The organism is Chitinophaga sp., from assembly GCF_035564935.1.
In the GTDB taxonomy this organism is placed as follows: domain Bacteria; phylum Bacteroidota; class Bacteroidia; order Chitinophagales; family Chitinophagaceae; genus Chitinophaga.
In genome coordinates, this window is the sequence record NZ_DATMTE010001030.1 from 1 (window position 1) to 4,950 (window position 4,950).

The 4,950-nt window shown below is 44.1% G+C and carries 2 protein-coding genes; both read left to right on the plus strand.

Going from position 1 to position 4,950, the window contains the following annotated elements; translation table 11 throughout:
- On the plus strand, positions 1-3,319 hold a 3,319-nt coding region (locus VN105_RS26720), incomplete at its 5' end, for a SusC/RagA family TonB-linked outer membrane protein (protein ID WP_325646009.1).
- 33 nt (positions 3,320-3,352) lie between these two features.
- The gene (locus tag VN105_RS26725; protein ID WP_325646011.1) at positions 3,353-4,834 is read left to right on the plus strand and encodes a RagB/SusD family nutrient uptake outer membrane protein; all 1,482 of its coding nucleotides are present in this window, start codon (positions 3,353-3,355) and stop codon (positions 4,832-4,834) included.
- The last annotated feature ends 116 nt before the right edge of the window (positions 4,835-4,950 follow it).

Sequence of the window (4,950 nt, forward strand, 5' to 3'; positions counted from 1 at the left end):
TGCAATAGAAAAGCAAACCGGGTATGCTGTATTGTATAATAAAAAGCTGCTGTCTGCTTCTCAGTCAAAATCCCTGTCCGTTTCTGAGATGCCATTAAGAGCTTTCCTGGATATGATCCTGAAAGATATGCCGGTGAAATACGTGATTAAGGATAAAACAATTGTGCTGTCGCCCAAAACTGGAAACATTAATGCCGATGATCTCATGAATACGATGGTTTCCCCGGCGCAGGAAAACCCTACGATGAGAATTGTAGTTACCGATACTGCGGGGAATGCCCTTTCCGGAGCCACTTTGCTGGCCATAAAAAGCAGGATTACTACCCTGACAGATTCAAAGGGAGTCGCAAAGATAAGCGCCCCAATAGGAGACGTGGTTGAAGTATCCTTTATAGGTTATGACAAGAAGTTATTCCCTGTTGTGCTAAACCTCCCGGTATTGAACATTACCCTGCATCAGAAGGATGCACAGTTGAGGGAGATAGTAGTGTCTACCGGCTATACTCAAAAGAAGGTGAGTGAACTAACCGGGGCCATCCAGACTTTTGATGGAGAAGATCTCAGGAAAGGGGTTTCAGGTGCAAATACACTGGCTATGCTTAAAGGTAAGGCAACAGGACTGTACATCGTAGAAAATGGAGGAAGCGTGGCAAACAGGGGGCAGGTGGTAATGCGCGGGCAGGCGTCTATGCCGGATCCCTCAAATACCAACTTTGGTCCGTTGATCGTGGTAGATGGTGTGATTACAACAGCATCCAACCTGCAGGATATTGTGGATCCGAATGATATTGAAAGTATTAATGTTCTGAAAGATGCTGCTTCTACTGCAATATATGGTTCGCGTGCTGCCCAGGGAGTAATTGTAGTAGTTACCAAACACGGAGGAAACGGGAAAGTCAGGGTGAACCTCAGCCTGAATTATGGAGCAGTACAGAATAACAGGCTGATAGATTTTATGAATACGGAACAGCTGACTTCTCACATTTATCGTAGTATGCAATCCATATATGCTAGCACACCGTCGCTGCAGACCCGTTTCGGTAGCTTTGATAATTATTTCAATACCACCCGGATTTATTCAGATGAGGATTTGAAGAATGATTATAACTGGACAAATAAGGCCCTGTATCCGGATGGTAAACAAACTAATGTCAACCTGTCTGTCAGCGGCGGAACGGAAAAAACAAAGGTCTATACAGCGGTAAACTGGTTGAGCCAGGACGGTACCGTACTTGGTGATCATCTTGACCGAAAAGCCTTCCGTTTAAACCTCGACCAGAAAATCTCCAGGAAACTGCTGCTTAGTATAAACTCGAATGTACTTTACGATACGTATACCTCCACTACTTCTGAGAGTCAGAATTATCTCTTTCAGCCATGGGTAACACCCTATAATCAAAAAGGGGAGCTTACCGATTCCGTGGCCAACTACAATTATAATCCTTCAGGAAGCCGGATTGTTCGGTGGAATGATAATCCACTCTATTCCCATCAACTGAATACGGCTATTACCCGGCAGCAGAGTTATCTGCTCACAGGCAAGCTTAAATACGATATTCTTTCATGGTTATCTGTACAGAGTACAAATACCTTTCAATATACCAACAACAATCTTAATTCCTATAGAGATCCAAGAACTTATCGCGGCCGTTATAATGGTCCATCTAACAACCCGATATTTGTAAATGGAGAAATTTCCATCACCGATACCCGGAGCAATTATTTCCTTACCTCTAACTTATTGACCGCCCGCAGGCGTTTTGGAGATCATCTCTTAAATGGGTTGCTGGGGCAGGAATATTCCAAAACCAGTACAGAGGCGCTGTCTGAGTCTGCATATGGTACGCCTTATCCCGGGGAACGCAACCTGGGCGCATTCCAGACTTATGGCACCTGGATAAATATCCTGACCGGCACTCCAGCTATTCCATATTCTCCCGCGCCGCTTGAAAAATCCTCTTTTTCGCTTTTCGGAGAGATTAATGACAATTTCAGGAACAAATACTTTGCGTCATTATCCTTGCGCAGGGATGCTTCTACCAACTTTGGAAGAGATAACAGGTATGGTAGTTTCTATTCCATCAGCGGAGGGTGGCTGGTTAACAAGGAAGCATTTATGCAGCAGGTTAAACCCGTTACCAATCTGAAACTCAGAGTTGCCTATGGTACCTCCGGAAGGGAAGCGGGCGCCGACTTCCTCAACTTCACCACTTATTCAGATGCGGTCCGCTACAATAATCTCACAACTTTCGGTTCGGTGATCCAACGGCTCGCCAATAATGAAATTACCTGGGAAACAACCTATACCACTAACCTTGGGCTTGACCTTGGTTTATGGAACCGGATAAATCTGACAGTTGATTATTATAAACGTCGCAGTGCAGGTTTGCTGCAATCAGTAACACTTCCAACCTATATGGGTTTCCCTACACAGATCCGTAATGTGGGCGAGCTGACTAATAGAGGGGTGGAATTAACGGCGTCTGCTGTTGCTGTGAAATCGAAGGATTTTAAGTGGATAATTGATGCAAATATTAGTTTTAATAAAAATCAACTGACACGAATCTATGGCGATTCCCTGAAGGATGGTTTCACTAACGCATATTACCGGTATGTAGGAGATGATATCAATGTACTTAAAGCTATTAAGTATGTAGGGGTGAACCCGGAAAATGGCCATCCTTTGTTTGAGCGGATTAACGGTGATAAAAGTACCACTATCGTCGACAGTATTCCGCTTGCCAAGTCCGGTAGCCTGTTGAGTTACCAGACAGTAGGATCTGCAACGCCAAAATTCTTCGGAGGATTTACCAGTACTTTTGTTTATAAAGGTTTTTCCCTGAGCATGCTGTTTAACTATGCTTATGGAAACAGGATATTGAACAATGGTTTGAAGAATTTCATGAGCCCTACTGCCTGGCAATCGGGTTATAACACGGCCGCACCTACGAAAAATCAGCGCTTCTGGAAAGGCCCGGGAGATACCAATGCGAACTATCCTGATTTTTATGATCCGGCATTTAGCCAGCGGGGAGGCACCAATATCAATTCTTCTTTAATCTACCAGGATGCCAGTTACCTGAGGTTAAGAAATATCCGGCTTACATATGATTTTAAGCCGGAAATGCTTGCCAGAATGAAAATTGCTTCTCTGAATGTGTATGTAAGCGCAGATAATGTGTTTGTAATTACGAACAAAGATCTGTATGCGTCGGACCCTGAGGGCTCCACTATTGGGATATCGAATTTATACTTTGGCTCGGGGCTGAACAGCGCAATGCCAAGACGCCTGATGTTTGGTTTGAACGTAGGGTTCTAACAGCCATATTTCTTCATGTTAAATTTAGTAACAATGAATATATTTTCTTCCTGCCTGTTGCTGACAATCATTATCGGACTGGCAAGTTGTGATAAAAAACTGGATGAATTGACTCCGCATAATGTCAATTTCGAGGCCCAGCAGTTTTCGACGCCACAGGGCTACACGAAAGCTACAATTGGTAATTATACCAGCCTGGCTGGGAATTACGAAGTTTCCTGGTTCAATATCAGTGAATTTCGCGGAAATAACGTCACTTTCATTGATCAAACGTCTACAAATAACCTGCTGGATGCTCAGAATATTGATGCGTTTAATTTTACCAATTCAGAGTCGAAGGATTTCGGTTTGTCTCACCAGTTCTGGCAAACTTCCTATCAGGCTTTACTGGGTATAAACATGGTGTTAAAGAATGTGAAGGAAGGCGAATCTGATCCTGTAATCCTTCAGGCAAAAGCGGAGAACCTGTTCATGCGCGCCTTTGTTTATTTCAACCTGGTACGGGTATATGGAAGACCATATTATCAGAACCCAACAGGTAACCCCGGTGTGCCACTGGTGCTCCTGCCAATTACAAGTACCAGCAATCCGCCGCCAAGGGAATCAGTTGCAGCAACATACGATCAGATTATAAAAGATCTGACAACTGCTATTCCCCTGTTTACTCAAAAGAAAGTTAACAGTTATGTCAGTAAGTATGCTGCTTACGCGTTACTATCCAGGGTTTATCTTTATATGAGCGGTACCTATGCGGCGGCTGATACCAGGTATGCAAAATTGTCGGAACAGTGTGCTGATTCAGTAATTAATAACGGCGGATATAGCCTTCTTCAGGTGGATGCTTATGCCAATTATTACAACAATAGCAACCAGGGGAATCTGGAAACTATCTGGGCGTTAAATCATGATCCGTTAACTACCACCTTGCCTATGCTGCTGAATCAACCTGCCGGCGTGTACGCGGGCAACCCTAATTACTCCACCGGTCAGGTAAAACCTTCTTCAGATTTGCTTGGTATGCTGGCTGCCAATGACCTGCGCCGGAACTTTTACAAAACTGATAAGTACCAGAATAATACCACCGATACGCTTAGTACCTGGAAATACTATTACAATTACCTGAAGTATGGCGTACTCACCAGTAATGCTCCTTTCCACCATCTACGACTTTCAGAAATGTTCCTCACACGCGCGGAGGCCCGTGTGAAGCAGGGCAACATGTCCGGTGCATTGGGAGATTTAAATATAATTCATACCCGGGCGGGGCTTGACCCGCTCAGCGGGCTCACCGGCTCCCCCCTGTTTAATGCAATTATGAGGGAACGCAGGCTGGAGCTGGCATTTGAAGGACATATTGGATACGACTATTTCAGAACGGGCCTGCCTATGGAAAGGAAATATGCTTCTTTTAATTCAGGACCGCTTACAGTTGGCCCCACAGAGGCCCGTGTTGCAATGCGGATTTCCCTGGATGTAATTATAGAGAATCCAAATGTTACTCAGAACGAACAATAGACCACTTGTAGCCCTGTGGATCCAATGTTAGTTAAAACCAACATTGATTTATTAATGTATAATCGCTCATAAGAAATGAAAACTTTCCTCTTATTAATTATTATGTTCACAGCGTC

What these genes read in the sequence shown, in the direction of transcription:
- VN105_RS26725 (WP_325646011.1), top strand. Translation starts at nt 3,353, where the DNA reads ATGAATATATTTTCTTCCTGCCTGTTGCTGACAATCATTATCGGACTG.